Origin of the sequence: Glaciimonas sp. CA11.2 (genome assembly GCF_034314045.1) — a bacterium.
Classification (GTDB): domain Bacteria; phylum Pseudomonadota; class Gammaproteobacteria; order Burkholderiales; family Burkholderiaceae_D; genus Glaciimonas.
Map to the genome: position 1 here is coordinate 5,043,102 of NZ_JAVIWL010000001.1, position 19,995 is coordinate 5,063,096.

Sequence of the window (19,995 nt, forward strand, 5' to 3'; positions counted from 1 at the left end):
TCACCAGATTTGTATATATACATATACAAGAAGGGCACCCTTTTCGAGCGGATTCGCGATTTAAAACAACGAGTTACGACGTTACTATCTTTAGTGCTAAACAAAATAATGCAACGCTGCCTGAATAGCAATTCCAGCCAGCCCAAGATTCTACCTCAAAACAGGGTAATGCTTCAAGTACCCAATGCCTGTTTACAGCGAAGCTAAGCCAGCTCGACTATAATTAGGGCTAAATTAGGCAAGCTGCCGAATCTCAATTTAGCTGGGACTACCATTCCCTCTATTTTTTATGATTCTTTCGACATTATTTTGTCATTCTTTTCCCACATTTATTCACCTATGTCCTCTATTTCAATTAAAACATCCGAAGATATCGCCGGTATGCGGATTGCTGGCAAACTCGCCTCGGAAGTTCTTGATTACATTACTCCTTACGTTAAAGTCGGCGTCACTACCGGTGAACTGGATCGTCTTTGCCATGAATACATGACAAATGTTCAGGGAACCATCCCAGCGCCATTGAACTATTGCCCCCCAGGTTACACGCCCTATCCAAAAGCAATCTGCACATCAGTAAATGATGTGATTTGTCATGGTATCCCTGGCGATAAGGTTCTTAAAAACGGTGATGTCGTGAATCTTGACATTACGGTTATTAAGGACGGCTATCACGGCGATACAAGCCGCATGTTTTATGCTGGCGAACCGTCAATCATGGCAAAACGTCTCGGTGATGTGACATATGAATGCATGTGGCTTGGGATTGCCAAAATTAAACCCGGCGCGCATTTGGGCGATATTGGCTACGTCATTCAACAACATGCAGAAAAAGCCGGATACAGTGTTGTTCGCGAATTTTGCGGGCACGGAATCGGCAAGGTATTTCACGAAGAGCCTCAAGTGCTGCACTATGGACGTCCTGGCACTCTCGAAAAATTAGAAGCAGGAATGATTTTTACCGTCGAGCCAATGATCAATGCCGGGCGCCGCGACGTTCGCGAAATGGGCGACGGCTGGACCATCCGTACAAAAGACCGTAGTTTGTCGGCTCAATGGGAGCACACAGTTCTGGTGACGGAAACAGGTTATGAAATTCTGACAAAATCGGCTGGAACGCCACCGCCGCCGGCTTTCATCGTGTAAGCTGGCGCTACAAAATTTATTGCCATATTAATCATTGCGTTACTCGGCAGGCCGGTTTCAATCCTGGATTGACAACTGCCTCCCGAGTTTTTCGTTAATGTGCGCTTGTCATTTGGCGCGGGAAGTAATCGTATCATTCGTCAATATAGCAATCGTTCCAGCTGTCCCAACCGCCTTTTTCCGCTCCCTTTAGCAAAGCTATGTCGACACTTGCCAAAACCCTAAAAAATCAACTCAAAACTGAACGGCAAACGGTCATCAATGCTTTTTTAGTCAACGGCAAACCCGAACCGCTACTGAAGCAATTACGACAAAGTGTCGATACCGCTCTGACGTTAGCGTGGAAAATACTCCAGTTACCCGCCTCCGCCTCATTGGTTGCAGTAGGCGGGTATGGTCGGGGGGAGTTATTTCCGCATTCTGATGTCGATCTATTGATTTTATTAGAAGCGGTACCCGATGCTGAGCTAAAGAACAATCTGGAACAACTTGTTCAATTATTTTGGGACATTGGCCTGGAAATTGGCCATAGCATCCGTACGATAGACGAATGCATGACCGAAGCTGCTGCCGATATCACCGTCAAAACCAGTTTGCTCGAGGCCCGACTGGTCACTGGCAACAAGCACCTTTTCTCTGAGTTACAAAAACGGTACGACGCAGCGATGGACCCACGTGCCTTTTTTCAAGCAAAAAAACTGGAAATGCGGCAACGCCATGTGAAGTTTGAAGATACCGCGTTCAGCCTTGAGCCCAACTGCAAAGAAAGTCCGGGCGGCCTGCGTGATTTGCAGGTGATATTGTGGGTCGCCAAGGCCGCGGGCCTAGGTGACTCATGGACTCAGCTTGCCAAGCGATCTTTGATTACAGCCACTGAAGCACGGCAGCTAAGACAAAAAGAACGCGCGTTCAAAGACATCCGCATTCGTCTGCATATTCATACTAATCGCCGCGAAGATCGACTGGTGTTTGACGTCCAGACACCAATCGCTGAAACCTTGGGTTTCAAGACAACCGAGACCCGACGCGCCAGCGAATATCTGATGCAGCGCTATTATTGGGCCGCTAAAGCGGTCACACAGTTAAATTTGGTGCTTTTGCAAAATATTGAAGGGTATCTGTTCCCACAGCCCATAGTTCCTCGGCCAATTAACGAACGTTTTAATCAAATAAACGGGCTAATTGACATAGTCGCGGATAATCAATTTGAGACCATGCCGTCCACGATGCTCGAACTATTCTTGCTTATCGCGCAGGATACCAGGCTTAAAGACATGACCGTGCGTACGCGCAGGGCTCTATGGCATGCGCGCGCAAAGATTGATGCTGCGTTCCGTCGAAATCCCTACAATCGCTCATTATTTTTGCAAATTATTCAAGCACCGCAAGGAATAACCCATGCTCTACGCGGGATGACTGAGACCGGTGTTTTGGGGCGCTACCTCCCCAATTTTCGTCGCATCGTAGGTCAAATGCAACATGACCTGTTTCACGTCTATACAGTCGACCAGCATATTTTAATGGTGGTTCGCAACGTGCGCCGCTTTACGATGAGCGACCATGCACACGAATATCCCTTTTGCAGCCAGTTAATTGCCAACTTTGCGCGCCCCTGGATACTTTATGTAGCGGCGCTTTTTCACGATATCGCAAAAGGTCGCGGCGGCGATCATTCCCAACTCGGCATGGCCGATGCCAGCCAATTTTGTCAGCAGCACGGATTGACGGCAGAAGACACCGAGCTCGTGGTCTTTTTGGTGCAACAGCATCTGACGATGTCTCAGGTGGCGCAAAAGCAGGATATGTCAGATCCTGACGTTATTTTGCAATTTGTTAATACGGTCAAGGATGAACGTCATCTAACAGCGCTCTATTTACTGACCGTCGCCGACATCCGTGGAACCAGTCCCAAGGTTTGGAACGCCTGGAAAGGCAAGTTACTAGAGGACTTATATCGCATCACCCTAAGAGTATTAGGGGGTGAAAGCCCCTCCACTGATCGTGAACTAAAGAATACCCAAGAAGATGCATTGAGGACATTGCGCTTATATGGCTTGCCCAATGATGCGCATGAGCCATTGTGGGCGCAACTGGACGTAGCGTACTTTCTACGCCACGATGCCGCCGATATAGCCTGGCAGACGCGTTCTTTCTACACACTCGTCAATAGCCCGAAACCGATCGTTAAGGCCCGGCTCGCGCCAATCGGCGAAGGCTTGCAAGTGGCTGTGTACACGCCCGATGAAACCGATTTGTTTGCACGTATTTGCAGTTATTTTGATAGCAAGAATTTCAGCATTCTGGATGCGAAGATTCATACAACCAAACATGGATATGCCCTTGATACATTTTTATTGAGTGCGCCGTTGTTCGCCAAACATTATCGCGATATTATTAATCTGATTGAGCACGAACTGACCGAGCAACTTGAGGCGCGTGGTCCACTACCTGCGCCGACTCGTGGTCGGTTGTCACGGCTGTCACGTACCTTTCCGGTTACGCCAACAGTTGACTTACGGCCAGACGAACGGGGACAATATTATTTATTGGCTATCACTGCCAATGACCGCGCTGGTTTGCTTTATTTGATCGCGAACGTACTCGCCAAATACAAAATTAATTTACATACGGCCAAAATTATGACGTTGGGCGAACGCGTCGAGGATGTATTTTTAGTCGATGGCAATGCGCTCAATCATAATCGCCTGCAACTACAACTCGAAACCGATTTACTCGATGCTTTGCAGATTTAAGCCTTATTTTATTTTGCTTTCACCATTTTTTACCTTTACCTGATTTGCATCTTTATGACTGAACCGTTACGCCTTTCCAAACGCATGTCCGAACTCGGCCTGTGCTCACGCCGCGAAGCCGATGAATGGATCGCCCGTGGCTGGGTGCGTGTAGATGGCATCATTATCTCTGAGCTTGGCAGCAAAGTACTTCCACATCAACACGTCACAGTAGAGCGCCAGGCCAGCGCCGAACAGGCAAAGCGCGTCACTATATTGATCAACAAACCAATGGGTTATGTCAGTGGTCAGGCCGAAGATGGCTACAAGCCAGCTGTCGTTCTGGTCAACGGTGCCAGTCGTTGGAAAGAAGATAAATCCGTGCAGGAATTTCACGGTAGTCAATTGCGTCATCTGGTTCCTGCTGGTCGGCTGGATATTGATTCCGTTGGTTTACTGGTTTTGACGCAGGACGGTCGAATTGCCAAGGAACTGATTGGCGAAGACTCGTCCATCGATAAAGAGTATCTGGTTCGCGTCCAATATCCGCATGGTGCAAAGTTGCCTGACAGCGATCTGCGGCGACTTAATTTTGGCCTTTCTCTGGATGGCAAGCCACTAAAACGGGCCATCGTCAAATGGCAAAACGAAGATCAACTGAGCTTTACGCTACGAGAAGGTAAAAAAAGGCAAATTCGTCGCATGTGCGAACTTGTCGGCCTGAAGGTAACGGGATTGAAGCGAATCCGAATCGGCAAAATCACGCTTGGAGATTTGCCGACAGGAGAATGGCGTTATCTGAATCTTGACGAAAGTTTCTAAAGGGCAAGTCACATTCTATTGCAGAATGTGCTTTCCCTGAATATCAAACTTCGAGCGGTATAGTGACAGCGAAAGCATAATCTCAAAGAAAGCGACGTTTTCAAACTTCCGCTTTTCAGGAAAAAAATAGCCAAATAAATTTATAAAAATCGATCTAAAATTTTACGGCTTACTTTATCCAGAGCGTGCATATCCCTGATCACAAAATGTACGCCGTGGTTATCCGCGATAAGCAAGGATGCGCCAACTAGTCGACGGATATCTTCCTCGCCCTTTAACGTAAAAATAGCGTCACCTCGGTTCGTTGTTACAGTCCAGCTACTCGGCGTTGAATAGCTCGATACATGTTGAATGCGTGTGATTTCAGGCATAAACTCGCGACTTGCCAACTCGTGCTCGACCATTGCGCGGGAATCATCCGGCAAATCACTTAAATGATCGATCCATGCAAGCTCCTGCCCATTCGCGGCCACAATTGACAGGCCTTCGTCGGCTGCGCTAATCGGAAACGCCCGCACTGGCAAAACGCCCTGATAGACTTCACCCTCGGCCGCAGTAAATACCAGTCGGCCAAACGCATTTAGACTCAATCGAAAATCATGCAGTGTCATTTTTATTGTCATCTTAATCGATAGTCTCAGGAATTTTACCGGTAATGCTATTCCAGTTTTCCAATTCCGGTTCTTCATCAACGTTGCGTAATTGGGCCTGATACAGGCGGTAATATGCACCTTCACTCGCCATCAGTTCATCATGATTACCGACCTCAACGATCTCCCCACGATCCATTACTACGAGTCGATCTGCTTTTCGTAACGTTGACAGACGATGCGCAATAGCGATGGTCGTACGGCCTTGCACCAGATTATCCAGTGCCTTCTGAATCTCTTTTTCAGTACTTGTATCGACGGACGAAGTCGCTTCGTCCATGATTAAGATACGCGGATCAATCAACAAGGCGCGCGCAATCGAAATACGCTGGCGCTCACCGCCTGACAGCGCCTGACCCCGTTCGCCGACCAGAGAATCGTAACCTTGTGGTAAACGCAAAATAAATTCATGCGCATGCGCGGCGCGGGCTGCGGCCACCACTTCTTTGCGGGTCGCCTCGGGCTTGCCATAAGAGATATTGTCAGCGATGGTTCCGAAGAAAAGAAATGGTTCTTGCAGGACGAGACCGATATTGCGACGATATTCGGCAATAGGCAAGGCCCGAATATCCACGCCATCGATCCTGATCGCACCTTCGGAGACATCATAAAAGCGACAAATCAGATTGACCAGCGTGCTTTTTCCTGAGCCACTATGTCCAACCAAGCCGATCATCTCGCCCGGTTTAATGGACAAATTCACCCCCCGCATCACCGACCGATTACCGTAGCGGAAGCCGATATCACGCAGTTCAATGGCGCCTTGAACATTCTCAAGATGCACCGGATTGGCTGGTTCGGGAACGCTCGAGACGTGATCGAGAATTTCAAAAATGCGCTTAGCACCGGCGGCGGCTTTTTGTGTCACCGAGACAATTCGGCTCATCGAATCCAAACGCGTATAAAAACGACCAATATAAGCGAGGAAAGCCACCAAAACACCCACGGTTATCTGATTTTGTGAGACTTGCCAAATACCGAAGGCCCACACCACCAACAACCCTATTTCGGTCAGAAAGGTAACCGTTGGAGTAAATAACGACCAGATTTTATTGACCCTATCGTTGACCAGCAAATTATGCCGGTTGGCTTCCTTGAACCGTGAAGCCTCGCGTTTTTCCTGAGCGAACGCTTTAACTACTCGTATTCCTGGAATCGTGTCGGCCAGAACATTGGTCACTTCCGACCAGATACGGTCTATTTTTTCAAAGCCGTGACGCAAGCGGTCACGTACCAAATGGATCATCCAGGCAATAAATGGTAACGGCAGAAGCGTAACCAACGCCAACCAAGGGTTAATCGAGATCAAAATCGCTGCGGTCATCAGCATCATCAACACATCAATTGCGAAATCGAGCAAATGCAACGATAAAAAGACACAAATACGATCAGACTCAGATCCGATACGCGCCATTAAATCACCAGTGCGTTTTCCACCGAAGTATTCTTGCGATAAACGCAACAAATGTTCGTAGGTCGACGTGCGTAAATCCGCACCAATACGCTCACTGACAATCGCTAAAATATAAGTCCGCGCCCAACCCAGTGTCCATGCCACCAAAGCAGAACCCAACAAACCGGCCATATACAGTCGAACGAGGCCGACGTCGATTGGCTTGCCATTTTGATATGGGATAAGAATATTATCCATTAACGGCAACGTCAGATACGGCGGCACGAGGGTCGCGGCGGTCGATGCCAGCGTTAGCAAAAAGCCAAATATCAAAGACCATTTGTAAGGCTTGGCAAATCGCACCAACCGAAACAAGGCCCAGCGCGATGATACTGCGCCCTTTTTTTCTGGACAGATTGCACACGAATCCTCACCCGGCGGCAGTGGAGCCTGACATTGGGCGCACACTCCTTCATCCAGATGATGTACCGGTTGCCCAGACAAATATGCTTCTAGTTGCTGCTCAAAATGGTTGATCAATCGCAAAGCAATGACATTCAATCCCAGCGTGTAGCGCCAGCATGCCAACCGTTTTTGTGGATCGATGAGTTCAAGGCTTCCTATCCCTGCGTGATCGAAGTGACGTAACGACAGTCCATCTGAATAAAGCCATTGTCCCCACTCTATGTCGCCTGACATTTTGGCCAATACACGACGATCAGTCACGACCACCAAACCACGCGTAAAATGTAATGCGGAATCGATATCCACTTCTAACCAAGCAGCGATCTTTTCTTCGGGCGCTAGTTGTGGTGCGACCTCCACACTCCAACGATCGGGCATAGATTGCATGATATTTTTGGAATGTAAAATCGAGCTAAGGTGTTCGCTTGTCATCTGAACCGCATGGTACATCCCTTAGTAGGATGAAATGGAATGAGTGGAATGTTGCTTATTCGCTTTTGATAAGCAACAATAACGTCACATTTTGTGTGATGTTTGATGCAATGAATCAATTACGGTGGCATATCATTTAATAGACAACTATTATTCTGCCGTATTTTAAGGGTTTTCATAAGCTGATTGCGATCAATAGACATTATTTATTTTTTATTTTGTGTAAACCATTTAACACTTAAAGCGTTAAAACCAATTGGGTATTTCTGCAGCGTGCGATCCCATGGCCTTCCTAGATACTCATGAAAAACATAGAATTTCTCCGAATTACGTCCCTACGCGGACCAAATATATGGACGTATCGTTCAGCGCTAGAAGCTTGGATCGATATCGGAGAACTGGAAGATTGCCCTTCCAACGTCATTCCAGGCTTTAACCAGCGTCTGACAAGCTGGTTACCGTCGTTGATCGAACATCGTTGCAGCTACGGCGAACGTGGTGGTTTTGTGCAGCGCCTGACTGACGGCACCTGGCCCGGTCATATTTTGGAACATGTCACTTTAGAATTGCAAAATTTAGCCGGTTTACCGGGCGGTTTTGGCAAAGCGCGTGAAACATCCAAGCGCGGCGTTTATAAAGTGGTCGTCCGCGCACGTCACGAACAAGTCACTCGCGCCGCTCTATACGCCGCACGCGATCTTGTGATGGCAGCGATTGAAGATCGTCCATTTGACGTTTCCGCCCAGATCACCATCTTACGAGAAATGGTTGATTCGCTATGTCTTGGGCCAAGCACCGCCTGTATAGTTGATGCAGCCGATCAACGCCGCATTCCTTCGTTGCGACTGTCAACCGGCAATCTGGTACAGCTTGGTCATGGCGCGCGCCAAAGACGCATCTGGACCGCAGAGACGGATCAAACCAGCGCCATCGCAGAAAGTATTTCACGCGACAAAGATCTGACCAAAAGCTTGTTGCAAGCTTGCGGCGTGCCGATTCCGGAAGGACGCCTGGTCGACAGCGCCGAAGATGCATGGCTGGCCGCTGAAGATATCGGGTTGCCTGTCGTGGTCAAACCCACCGATGCTAACCACGGTCGTGGCGTTTTCATCGACTTAAATACCCGCGCCGAAGTCGAAACCGCCTACGCTGTTGCGCTGGAGGAAGGTAGCAGTGTCATCGTCGAGCGTTTTGTGCGAGGCAACGAACATCGCCTGCTGATTGTTGGCGGCAAGTTGGCCGCTGCCACACGCGGCGAACCGCTGTCAGTGACTGGTGACGGCAAATCAACTATCAGCGAACTAATCGACAGTCAGTTAAATAGCGATCCCCGACGCGGCGATTTGGAAGAGCATCCCCTTAATCCGATCATTTTGGATCAAGAACCTATCATCAGAATGGAGCTGGAACGTCAGGGTTATTCCTCCACCACGATTCCACCTGAAGATAAGCAAGTACTCATTCAGCGCACCGGTAACGTATCAATCGACGTCACTGCAAAAGTTCATCCTAGTGTCATCGCTGCGGCATCACTGGCAGCACGCATTATCGGTCTGGATATCGCTGGCGTCGATTTGGTGGCAGAAGATATATCCCAACCCCTGGAAAAACAACGCGGTGCGATTGTCGAAGTCAATGCTGGACCAGGGCTGTTGATGCATCTGAAGCCAGCCGAAGGCGAGCCGCAACCGGTCGGACAAGCCATCATTAATCACCTGTTCTCAGGTGAAGAAAATGGTCGCATTCCAATAGTTGGTGTCGCTGGTACGCATGGCAAAACTGTGGTTTCTCACTTGATCGCTCGTCTGCTGAATCTGAATGGACAGCATACCGGCCTGGCATGCAGCGATGGCCTTTACTTCAACAATCAACAAGTTGAGAAAAGTAATTGCGCGCATTGGACCGGCGCGCATCGGGTATTGCTTAATCGTGCGGTAGAAGCTGCCGTATTCGAAAATGGCGGCACGACTATATTAGCCGAAGGGTTGGCCTACGATCGTTGTCAAGTCGGTGTGGTGACTAACATCGCCGCAAATGACCAACTACCTGAATACTATATTGACGATGCAGAGCAAATGGCAAAGGTACTTCGGACCCAGGTCGATATTGTCCTGCCGACCGGCGTTGCCGTTCTGAACGCGGCAGACCGTTTAGTGGTTCCAATGGCAGAGTTGTGCGATGGCGAAGTTATTTTCTTTGGTATCGATCAAACGCTACCGGTGATCACCGAACATCTGGCCCAAGACAAACGCGCCGTATTCGTTCGTCAAGGACAAATCATACTGGCAAGCGGCAAGGATGAAATCATGTTGGCGCGTGTCGCTACCATCCCATTGACTGCCGACGGTCAACCGACCTTTCAGACAGAAAATGTATTGGCAGCAGTCGCAGCAACCTGGGCCCTTGGTATTTCGGTGGATTTGATTCGTGCGTGCATCGAGACCTTTAATATGGAACAAGTTGTGCCACATGCCAAATCACGAAAAAAACAATTGGCGTAATCAATTCACCAGCACACGTAAATATGTTGTGTAAGAAATATAAGAGCATGATGTGATGTTGCGGTGATTGATTTGGCATTGCCCTTAAACCAAGACATTTTATGTTTGGATTGCCAGGATTTACATTTGGCAACCCACATTAGTACCCATTAAAATTGGTCTAACAAACCAAAAAATCAGGAAACTTGTTAATGGACGTATCACGTATCCGAATTCTACGCGGCCCAAATTTATGGAGCCGCCACACAGCGATTGAAGCAATCGTGTCTTGCGCTGAAGCAGAGCGATCGATTGCCGGAATGGTCGGTTTCGAGACTCGGCTGCGCGCTCGCTTCCCCCATATCGGGTTCCTTGAATCGACTGGCAGCGACGACAAGATTTCAATGGCACACGCGCTGGAAAGTGCCGCGCTTGGTCTGCAATCGCAAGCCGGTTGCCCTGTCACGTTCAGTCGGACCGTTCAAGCCTTGGAATCCGGTGTTTATCAAGTTATCGTTGAATACACCGAAGAAGCAGTCGGCAAACTGGCTTTTGAATTAGCCCAAGCTTTATGCAATGCCGCCGCCAACAATCAGCCATTCGACTTGGCCGATGCATTGGCCCGTTTGCGAGACCTCGACGAGGACGTGCGTTTGGGGCCAAGTACCGGTTCGATCGTTGAAGCTGCGATAGCCCGAGGTGTACCATTCCGTCGCCTCACCGATGGTAGCATGGTGCAATTTGGCTGGGGTAGCCGCCAACGTCGTATTCAGGCAGCAGAAACCAGCGCTACTAGCGCGATTGCAGAATCGATCGCGCAGGACAAAGAACTCACCAAGATGCTGCTTAACGCGGCGGGTGTTCCTGTCCCGCAAGGCCGCGTTGTTTCAAACGCTGCCGATGCATGGGACGTTGCGCAAGAAATCGCCAGCCCGGTTGTGGTCAAGCCACGCGACGGTAATCAGGGAAAAGGCGTCGCCGTCAATATCAACACGCGCGAGCAGGTCTTCGCTGCCTTCGATGTCGCCGCAAAAATCTGTTCGGATGTCATCGTTGAGCGCTATCTGCCAGGACACGACTTTCGCTTACTCGTGGTCGGCAAAGAAATGGTTGCTGCCGCCAGACGCGATCCGCCGCTCGTTATAGGCGATGGGGTCCACACTGTTCGTGAACTGGTCGACAAAGTTAACAGCGATCCCTTGCGCGGTGACGGTCATGCGACGCCCCTCACCAAAATTCGCTTCGACACCATCGCTTTGGCAACACTAGCCAAGCAAAATTACCAGGCTGATACTATCCCGCCAACAGGCGTGCGTGTAGTTTTACGCAACAACGCCAATCTGAGCACTGGCGGCACCGCCACCGACGTTACCAATGACGTCCATCCACAAATGGCTGCGCGCGCGGTCGCCGCAGCGCAAATGGTAGGGTTGGATATTTGTGGTGTTGATGTCGTCTGTAACAGCGTCCACAAGCCACTGGAAGATCAAGAAGGCGGTATCGTTGAAGTAAATGCTGCACCAGGCCTGCGCATGCACATCAGCCCTTCCTACGGCAAAGGCCGCGCGGTCGGCAAGGCCATTATCGCAACCATGTTCAGCGCCCATGACGATGGTCGTATTCCATTAGTCGCAGTTGCCGGAACTAACGGCAAAACCACCACCGTGCGCCTTATCGCTCACCTGCTAAGTTGCAAAGGCCTGCGTGTCGGCATGACCAACTCAGATGGCGTGTATATCGAAAAGCAGCGCATTGATACCGGCGATTGCAGCGGTCCGCGTAGCGCTCGCAACGTCCTGATGCACCCTGACGTCGATGCAGCGGTATTCGAAACCGCCCGCGGTGGCGTCTTACGTGAGGGCCTTGGCTTTGATCGCTGTAACGTCGCCGTTATTACCAATATCGGCATGGGCGATCATCTTGGCCTGAGTTTTATCAGCACAGTGGAAGACCTTGCCGTAGTCAAACGCGTGATTGTTGAAAACGTCGCCCCTAACGGTGTTGCAGTATTAAATGCCGGTGATCCGATGGTCACTAACATGGCGAAAGTGTGCCCAGGTTCCGTCACCTTTTTTGCCCATGATAATAGCAACCCGGTGATGACGACGCATCGCGCACAAGGTAATCGCGTGGTCTATCTGGATGGTACAGATATCGTCGCGGCCCAAGGTACTAACGAAGTGCGCCTGCCATTGGCTGAGATTCCATTAACCCGCAACGGTGCTATTCGTTTTCAGATCGAAAATGTGATGGCAGCAACCGCAGCAGCGTGGGCTTTAAAACTCGATTGGGAAATCATTCGGACCGGACTGCGCACATTTATCAATGATCCAGCTACCGTACCAGGCCGTTTCAATGTATTCGACTATCGCGGTGCAACGGTGATCGCTGACTACGGTCACAATCCGGATGCGATTGTCGCGCTGGTTCAGGCGGTTGAAAACATGCCCGCGAAACGCCGTTCTGTTGTCATTAGCGGTGCAGGTGATCGTCGTGATGAGGATATCCGCCAGCAAACCCAATTGCTGGGTGACGCTTTCGATGAAGTCATCCTTTATCAAGATCAGTGTCAACGTGGGCGCGCCGATGGTGAAGTATTGGCGCTGCTGCGAGATGGCTTAAAAAATGCGCGCCGTACCACCGCCACCCAAGAAATTAATGGTGAATTCATTGCTATCGACACTGCACTGTCAACATTAGGTGAAGGTGACTTATGCCTGATTCTCGTAGATCAGGTCGAGGAAGCGCTGGAACATATTGCAAAGCGAATTGCCGAGGGATAGATACTGACATCCTCGACTGATAAAAAAACGGGCTAACCTTATCGAAAGGTTAGCCCGTTTTTTTAGTGCTTAAACTTGTTAAGTAATGATAACTTCATCATTTCAAACAACCCTTTAATACATAACAATGATGCTTATGACGTGATTATCAACTTAAATTGGCCATGATCCTACAAAATGACATCTTGTACGTCAGAGTTTCGTCAGTCGTCATCATCCGGATCTAACTCTGGAAACAACACAGAAGTATAGCCAAAAAGTGCTAAATCCTTGATCCGCATTGGATACAAAACGCCATCTAAATGATCACACTCGTGCTGAACAACCCGCGCATGAAATGCATCAACCGTGCGACTAATCGGGGCACCGTACTGATCGACACCTTCGTAATGTAAATTAGTCCAACGCGGCACCACGCCGCGCATCCCTGGCACTGACAAGCAACCTTCCCAGGCGTCATCGGTGATATCTGACAAGGGCCGCAACACCGGGTTGATCAACACTGTCTCGGGTACTGGCTCAGCCTCAGGATAGCGGACACTATTTTTAAAACCAAAAATAACGATGCGTAAGTTGACGCCGATTTGCGGTGCGGCCAAACCAGCACCATTTGCCGCATGCATGGTGTCAAACATATCGGCGATCAGCGCTTCTAGCTCGGGGGTATTAAAGTCGGTGACCGGTTCTGCTTTCAACAGCAGACGCGGATCACCCATTTTTAGAATTTCACGAACGCTCATAGAATCAATCGAGAAGCAGAGTATTGGAAGGACCTTATTTTAACCTCAGTTCAGTGAGATTCGAAAGTAATGAAATATTCCTTTGAAACTACATTCTCGGTTTACAGCACGATTGGTTTGCAGCACAGCCGAGCATACCTTCAGCTTCACCTTCCCAATACCGTCCTGCTATCGGTTTTGGAAGCGTGATGTCAATTTATGTTTTCTTCGTATTAATGTTCTGACAAATTTTTCAACTTCCGTATCTAAGTCGTTTCCCTAAGCACTGCGCGTGCGCTCGTAATTTTGCACTAATTTCTTGTATCTTGCGTTTTGGCAGCTATCTGGGAACGACTTTTTTAATATTTTTTATCGGATCAATATGCATCGCAATATAAGTAGTAAATTTTCTCAATTTCCGGGTTCTTTTCTCTTTCGAATTCTTACAATTTTTTGCCTGTCTGCGACACTGCATGCGGCGCCGCTCAATCCGCCGAAAACTGATAAACCTTTTGGATTTTCCCTATCCGGATTTTCTCAAGATATTCCTGAACCTTACACGCTCTATCGCGATGGGCAATTCGTTAAACATGGACTTACCGATAAAGCGGGAAAGGGTTACATTAAAAATTATATTAAAACGAGTTGTTACGTCATTCTATTGAGCAATGACCAACGTCTAAAAGTGAATCCAAAGGGAAAAGAGTGCAACGAATATAAATTACCGATCGATATTGAAGATGATGCTGCGACAAAAGCAAAAAAAGAAACAGATAAATTACGCGAAGAAGAAATGCAGAACGATTATAAGAAGCAAGCTGCTGCCAACGATGATGAGCTAGCCTGGTTAGGAAAATTACCACCTATCTGGTCAAGTGAGGTTTTTGAAGAGCGAACTTCAAAATTATTTGAAAAAATGGGCATTGATATGGATGTCGGCACCATTGATCTGAATCAGTTCGCATGCAAAAATCCCGCTCAGATTGGCGACATTCCTGACATGGACGCGGTGAACGAGTTTTTGGAAGCAACTATTGCAACACTCTCAGATCCACATTCTAAGAAGGGAAAATATTATGCAAAAAATATTAATACCATCTGGAGGAATCTAGTATCAGCTGCGGCAAAAGGGAATTGGTTGGCACGCGTACAAATTTATCGACTATTAGGTAGAAAGCACCACGATAAAATGAGCTACCTTGAACGGTATCGTCTATTGCAGGTAACGGAATGGTTGCAAGAGAAAAAAATTGGCTCACTTTATGGTTTATTCGGGGTTGCTCTGGAAGCGACTGGATTCTCGGACAATGGTTTTTTGGATCGATTCTCTGCAATGAAAGGTAGCTACGGATCGCAATACGTATTAGGTACTTCGCTGCTTAGTGACCCAGATCCTAAGCTGCAAGAAACAGGAAAAAGGATGATAAATTGTGCCCGCTCTGCCCTACCTGCATTTGCAAAGCTATATAAGCCTGCGCCCAAATAGGGTTGGACTTTTGGGCATTGATCACCGACTCGCACAGCGCAACGTGGCTCAGTCGGATGACGCCGATGTAAGCCTAATTGCATTCACATAAATTCTGCCTAATCTCAAAAAAAATATGACCATAAAAGCATACCAGCACACTCGAAGCTTATGGAAGGGGGCTCTCATATCACCGTTGATAGTTCCCTTGTGTATGTGCATTTACCTCGTGGCCTTCTTTATAGGATGTACAGATGAAGTGTCTATTGCAGTCTTCTATGATTTGCGGCTAGCGCTATTTGCTATCATGTGCATTGGCGGCTTTTTCACTTACTCCATCACCTTTGTATTGGTTGTGCCGATGGCTCTATGGCTGCGGCGAAAACAGGCCCTATCGTCAGTGCGCCTGTGCATCTGGTGCGCTGCGCTCGGGCCTGTGACATTGTTCCTTTATGCACGACTACTAAACGGATCTTCTGCAGAAATTAACTATGAAGAAGTCCTTTTCGGTATTGGGTTCGGTCTGTGCTCGGGTATTGTTTTTTGTGCGGCTTCGGGCGTGAGGCTGCTGGCCCGCCATTCTCAAAAAAATCAAGACGCAGCATGAATTACCCCGGTCAGCGGTGCATGGCGCGCCAACTGCGACGTGTCACACCCGCACGTGAACTTTGTTCACGCACATCGCGATCGCATCCGCTATTTTGAGGAAGACAAACCATTGTGGTGGGGCTTCATGCATGAGTAAAAGGAAAATGATCCGCGCCTGGTTTAGACCCTGTTGAAGACCAAACCTGCTTGGGTAGAAGCCGGGACGTTGCACCAGAAAACTGATCCTTTGGTGTGGGATTACCTGTTTAGTCCCGTTTGATATAACCGCGTTTTAAAAACAGATTCGGTTTTTTCCTGCTGCCATTTTTTGAGGGCTTAAATCGGGGTTTTTCCATCAATCGCCGGTTGCGGGATATGGTGGATGGTAGAACCCATGCAGTTTATCTCCCCATGAGAGCAGTGTCCGGTTCAAGATTATTGCACCGAAAACTGCTAATCAGGGCATCTAAGCGCGCCTTTGCTCTGAAGTAAGGCCAACTACGAATCGGGATATGATTGCACGGTACTAAACAGCTAGTCTGTAACACAGCCACTTGTTTTTTCCACGCATCTGATCGGAAATATCTTAAAGAAAGTTTTTTTCATGAGATTTTTTTTGAAACCCTCACGGCAGTCCACGCTGACCTGCTCCGCATTATGTAGAGAAGCGCTTGTGAGAATCACAGGCGCAATACTTCAGGGTTTAGAAGGTGCCGAAGGAAATTTACTGAAATTGTTTCAGATATTCAGCGAACTCAGGACCGGTTTCATGGTGCTTGAGGCCCATTGCCAACGTTGCTTTCAGATAGCCTAATTTCGAACCACAATCGTAGCGCTGACCAGCGTAGCGGTATGCTAATACCTTTTCTTTTTCCATCAATGCCGCAATACCATCGGTTAATTGAATTTCACCGCCAGCGCCCTTACCCGTCGCTTCCAGACAGTCGAAAATACCATTCGTCAGTACGTATCTTCCGACGACCGCCAATGTAGACGGTGCATCCGCAGGAAGTGGCTTTTCAACGATACTATTTACGCGTTCCAAATTTGGTTTAAAAGAGTCAATACTGACGATCCCGTATTGTTTAGTGTCCGCGCGCGGCACATCCTGCACTGCCAATACGCTACTACCCTCTTGCTCAAACACGTCGGTCATTTGCGCTAATACCGAGCGCTGGCCCGCGTCGACATCCATAAAGTCATCTGCCAACAATACCGCAAACGGTTCATCACCAATGACAGGGCGTGCGCACAGTACCGCGTGCCCAAGACCCAACGGTGCCGATTGACGGATAAAAATACAATTTACGTGCTTAGGAATAACATTACGCACCAGATCCAGCAGCCTGATTTTTCCGGCTGCTTCCAATTCACTTTCAAGTTCATACACGGTATCGAAGTGATCTTCAATCGCTCGTTTGTTCCGACCGGTAATAAATACCATATCAGTAATACCCGCAGCGACAGCCTCCTCAACAGCGTACTGAATTAAAGGTTTATCGACAATCGGAAGCATTTCTTTCGGCTGCGCTTTGGTGGCTGGCAAAAAACGGCTACCCAACCCGGCTACCGGGAATACTGCTTTTCTAATTTTTGTCATGATCGCTTTCTAAAAGAGTGCGTAAATCAATTTATGCGGAGGCTGTTCGATGAAGTCTTCCGCGTTACTAAGCTTGGACAAAGCTTGCCCTGTATCAGCGTGCCTTAAACCCTTGACGACGAAACTGGCCATTCTCGCTAGTGTCCAGCTCCTCTGAACGCGTTCAGCTAGGATTGCTTTTCAGAATAAATTTCTATTTAACTAAGAATTTGACTTGGTTTTCGCCGGGAGGTTCGCAAAACAATCTATCCCATTGATCAAAGACTGTAGCCCAGTGCCTTGATTATGCGTCAATTATTGTCTGTATAACATTAAAAAAGAGGAGTTTGAATGTTAATTAGTTCCAGCCATTGCACCTCGGTCAGTATCGTCAGATTAAGTTCACGCGCTTTCTTTTCTTTTGAACCCGCGCTTGCACCGACAATTACAAAGTCGGTTTTTTTAGATACCGATCCTGCGACATTGGCGCCCAATGCTTCTGCTTGGGCTTTCGCTTCGTTACGACTCATCGTGTCCAGATTTCCTGTAAAAACAACTGTTTTTCCAGAAACGGCAGAAAGCGCGGAAGGGCGCTCGAAATCTATAACAGTAACAAGTGGCTCTGCGGATGCTTGATTGCCGGTCAGCGCGTCAAGCACCTCACTGTTATGCGGTTCAGCAATAAAACCAAGGATGTCATTCACCATACTTTCTCCCAACCCATTGATTGAGAGTAAGTTGGCGTAGGCTTCCGAATCGGGATTTTGCGCAGCATCCATAGATTTGCGCCACTCATCCAGTGACAAATAATGTTTAGCAAGCAGGCGAGCGGTGGCCTGTCCCACCTGATGTATTCCCAAGCCGTATATAAATCGATCCAGAGAAATGACTTTAGCGCGCTGGATTGCAGCAAACAATTTCGCCGCAGATGTATCACCCCAACCTTCCCACAAACGTAGCGGCGGTAGCGAGCGGCCATCTTTGTCGCTCTTGCCATCCCGATCTTCCAAAGTGAAGATATCAACTGGCGTTTTAATCAGCCCTCGTTCATAAAAAAGTGCAATATTCTTCTCGCCCAAGCCCTCGATATCAAATGCATCCCGAGATGCGAAGTGCTTCAAACGCTCAATTACTTGCGCGGCACACACTAATCCACCAGTGCAAAAACTCCCTGCATCACCGTCCTCTCTCACCACCAGGCTATCGCACACAGGGCAATGCGTCGGAAAAATATAGGGAATGCTGCTTTCGGGACGTGCGTCTTGCACCACGCCAATGATCTGGGGAATTACATCACCCGCGCGTTGAATAATCACCGTATCACCGACACGTACATCTTTACGTTGAATCTCATCTGCGTTATGCAAGGTTGCTCTCTGCACGAGGACGCCACCAACACTAATGGGTGCCAAATGGGCAACTGGTGTGATTTTTCCTGAGCGCCCAACCTGGCACTCAATTGCATTGATTACCGTTTGCGCACGTTCCGGAGCAAATTTCCAAGCAGTTGCCCATCGTGGCGATCTGCTGACGAAACCAAGCCTGTTTTGCCAATCAAGGCGATTAACCTTGAGAACAATCCCGTCAATTGAAAATCCAAGCGATGAGCGCTTGCGTTCAATATCTTCATAGTAAGTGACAAGCGCACTCAGTGAGGTTTCAGTCACCTCCACCAGACGGCTTGGTTCGTTCAGCGCAAAGCCCCAGGTTTTAAACTTGGCGCGCGCTTCCCATTGCGTGCCAGCGAAAGCTTCTGAAATTTCACCCCAAGTGTAGGCGTAGAAACGCAGCGGTCGCTTGGCGGCGATGCTTGCGTCTAGCTGACGCATACTCCCGGCGGCGGCATTGCGTGGATTCGCAAAGATTTTTCCACCGACCACTTCTTGTTCAGCGTTAAGTTTTAGGAAACCATCATCGGTCATGTAGACTTCGCCGCGGACCTCCAAAATTGCAGGCCAACCATCACCATGTAACTTCTTTGGTATATCGCTAATGGTCTTGACGTTGGCGGTAATATCTTCGCCCACGCCACCACTTCCCCGCGTGGCCCCAGAAACCAGTATTCCGTTCTCGTAACGTAATGAACAAGACAAACCATCAATCTTTGGCTCACAATCGATCTCAACGATAACGTCTGAGTCTTTGAGTTCGCGGAGAAAATTTCGAACTCCGTCGAGCCAGCCTTGTATATCGTCTTCGACAAAGGCATTATCCAACGACAACATCGGTACACGATGGATGACTTTCTTAAATCCTTTAGCTGGCTCAGCCCCTACTTTTTGCGACGGACTATCAGAGCGTATCAACTCGGGAAAGCGGGCTTCAATGGCGTTATTACGCTGCCGCAACGCGTCATATTCAGCGTCACTTACTTCCGGCGCATCTTCTGCATGATAGAGATTATCGTGATGAGCAAGCAGATCCGCGAGCTCGGTAAGCTCAGACGCAGCTTCCTGTGCTTCCAACTGCTGCACCGGTGTATCAAAGTTTGAAGTACGACTTAACGTACGATTTTGTGCTAATTTTGTCATTGTGTCCGTCCCGAGCGCCAGAAATCCTGTATTAAATATTGCATACTTTGTTATGGCCGTTGCTCTATTTCTAATACCTTTAAGTATACAGGCGAGCGCAACAAAAAGCTTTTGCAATACGAGATAACTAGGGACGTGGCCAACTATGACGTTGGTGTCGATCTTACGCAACATGACCTTGATAGTGCAGAGGCGCTAATAACGGAAAGATGA

The 19,995-nt window shown here is 48.4% G+C and carries 12 protein-coding genes; 7 read left to right on the top strand and 5 right to left on the bottom strand.

Going from position 1 to position 19,995, the window contains the following annotated elements; all coding sequences use genetic code 11:
• Positions 1-339 precede the first annotated feature (339 nt).
• The 3 genes from map (at position 340) to RGU75_RS21820 (ending at position 4,697) form a co-directional block, all read left to right on the top strand.
• Positions 340-1,143, top strand: a complete 804-nt coding sequence (map, locus tag RGU75_RS21810; RefSeq protein ID WP_322239603.1) for a type I methionyl aminopeptidase — start codon at positions 340-342, stop codon at positions 1,141-1,143.
• A 200-nt stretch (positions 1,144-1,343) separates the two neighbouring features.
• On the top strand, positions 1,344-3,896 hold the full coding sequence (locus tag RGU75_RS21815; RefSeq protein WP_322239604.1) for a [protein-PII] uridylyltransferase: 2,553 nt from the start codon (positions 1,344-1,346) through the stop codon (positions 3,894-3,896).
• Between the two features lie 54 nt (positions 3,897-3,950).
• Positions 3,951-4,697 (top strand): pseudouridine synthase, encoded by a 747-nt coding sequence (locus tag RGU75_RS21820; RefSeq protein WP_322239606.1) that lies wholly within the window; start codon positions 3,951-3,953, stop codon positions 4,695-4,697.
• A 140-nt stretch (positions 4,698-4,837) separates the two neighbouring features.
• On the opposite strand, the gene RGU75_RS21825 is transcribed toward RGU75_RS21820, so the two are convergent.
• Together RGU75_RS21825 and RGU75_RS21830 are read right to left on the bottom strand one after the other, a co-directional pair.
• Complete coding sequence (locus RGU75_RS21825) at positions 4,838-5,308, bottom strand: DUF1854 domain-containing protein (RefSeq protein ID WP_322239608.1); 471 nt, start codon at positions 5,306-5,308, stop codon at positions 4,838-4,840.
• 13 nt (positions 5,309-5,321) lie between these two features.
• Positions 5,322-7,583 carry an ABC transporter ATP-binding protein gene (locus tag RGU75_RS21830; protein WP_416186891.1) on the bottom strand — a complete coding sequence of 754 codons (2,262 nt, stop codon included), beginning with the start codon at positions 7,581-7,583 and terminating at the stop codon, positions 5,322-5,324.
• 356 nt (positions 7,584-7,939) lie between these two features.
• Here RGU75_RS21830 and cphA (RGU75_RS21835) point away from each other — a divergent pair, with 356 nt between their 5' ends.
• Positions 7,940-10,138 (top strand): cyanophycin synthetase, encoded by a 2,199-nt coding sequence (gene cphA / locus RGU75_RS21835; RefSeq protein ID WP_322239612.1) that lies wholly within the window; start codon positions 7,940-7,942, stop codon positions 10,136-10,138.
• A gap of 191 nt (positions 10,139-10,329) precedes the next feature.
• Entirely contained in the window at positions 10,330-12,900 is a 2,571-nt protein-coding gene (gene cphA / locus RGU75_RS21840) for a cyanophycin synthetase (protein ID WP_322239614.1), read from the top strand.
• A gap of 203 nt (positions 12,901-13,103) precedes the next feature.
• Here cphA (RGU75_RS21840) and def read toward each other — a convergent pair whose 3' ends face one another.
• Positions 13,104-13,640: a peptide deformylase gene (gene def / locus RGU75_RS21845; protein ID WP_322239616.1), complete on the bottom strand. Its 537-nt coding sequence runs from the start codon at positions 13,638-13,640 to the stop codon at positions 13,104-13,106.
• Positions 13,641-14,001: 361 nt separating this feature from the next.
• Between def and RGU75_RS21850 the strand changes: the two genes are divergently transcribed.
• Positions 14,002-15,105, top strand: a complete 1,104-nt coding sequence (locus tag RGU75_RS21850; protein WP_322239618.1) for a hypothetical protein — start codon at positions 14,002-14,004, stop codon at positions 15,103-15,105.
• Positions 15,106-15,343: 238 nt separating this feature from the next.
• Positions 15,344-15,691, top strand: a complete 348-nt coding sequence (locus RGU75_RS21855; RefSeq protein WP_322239620.1) for a hypothetical protein — start codon at positions 15,344-15,346, stop codon at positions 15,689-15,691.
• Between the two features lie 705 nt (positions 15,692-16,396).
• On the opposite strand, the gene galU is transcribed toward RGU75_RS21855, so the two are convergent.
• Positions 16,397-17,272, bottom strand: a complete 876-nt coding sequence (galU, locus tag RGU75_RS21860; protein ID WP_322239622.1) for a UTP--glucose-1-phosphate uridylyltransferase GalU — start codon at positions 17,270-17,272, stop codon at positions 16,397-16,399.
• Between the two features lie 311 nt (positions 17,273-17,583).
• Positions 17,584-19,782, bottom strand: a complete 2,199-nt coding sequence (gene ligA, locus RGU75_RS21865) for an NAD-dependent DNA ligase LigA (RefSeq protein ID WP_322239624.1) — start codon at positions 19,780-19,782, stop codon at positions 17,584-17,586.
• Positions 19,783-19,995 lie beyond the last annotated feature (213 nt).